At 57.7% G+C, this 307-nt stretch carries 1 protein-coding gene; it reads left to right on the top strand.

Annotated elements, in window-relative coordinates:
* Nucleotides 1–13 precede the first annotated feature (13 nt).
* The coding region (locus WKT10_RS15995; RefSeq protein WP_340278063.1) for a hypothetical protein at nucleotides 14–307 on the top strand (294 nt) is incomplete at its 3' end.

Below are 307 nucleotides of genomic sequence, written 5' to 3'. Positions count from 1 at the left end.
GAAAGGTAACAGCATGGGAAAATCACAGAGAGAGAAAGGCAAGCGCGGGGAGCGTGAGCTGGCAGGGCTTTTGAGGGAGTACGGTTATGACTGCCGCAGGGGGCAGCAGTACTGCGGGGCCTCCGGTGATGCGGATGTGGTAGGGCTCCCAGGCATCCATATAGAGTGCAAGCGGGTGGAGAAGCTGAACCTTCTGGATGCAGTATCACAGGCGGTAAGGGATGCCGCAAAAGGGCTTCTTCCGGCAGTATTCCACAGGAAAGACCGGTGCGAATGGCTGGTGACGATGCGATTCGTGGACTGGATG

It is taken from the genome of Enterocloster sp. HCN-30185, from assembly GCF_037890305.1.
Lineage (GTDB): Bacteria > Bacillota > Clostridia > Lachnospirales > Lachnospiraceae > Enterocloster.
Note: the sequence above shows the minus strand (reverse complement) of the source record. Positions and strands in the feature narration are given on the sequence as shown.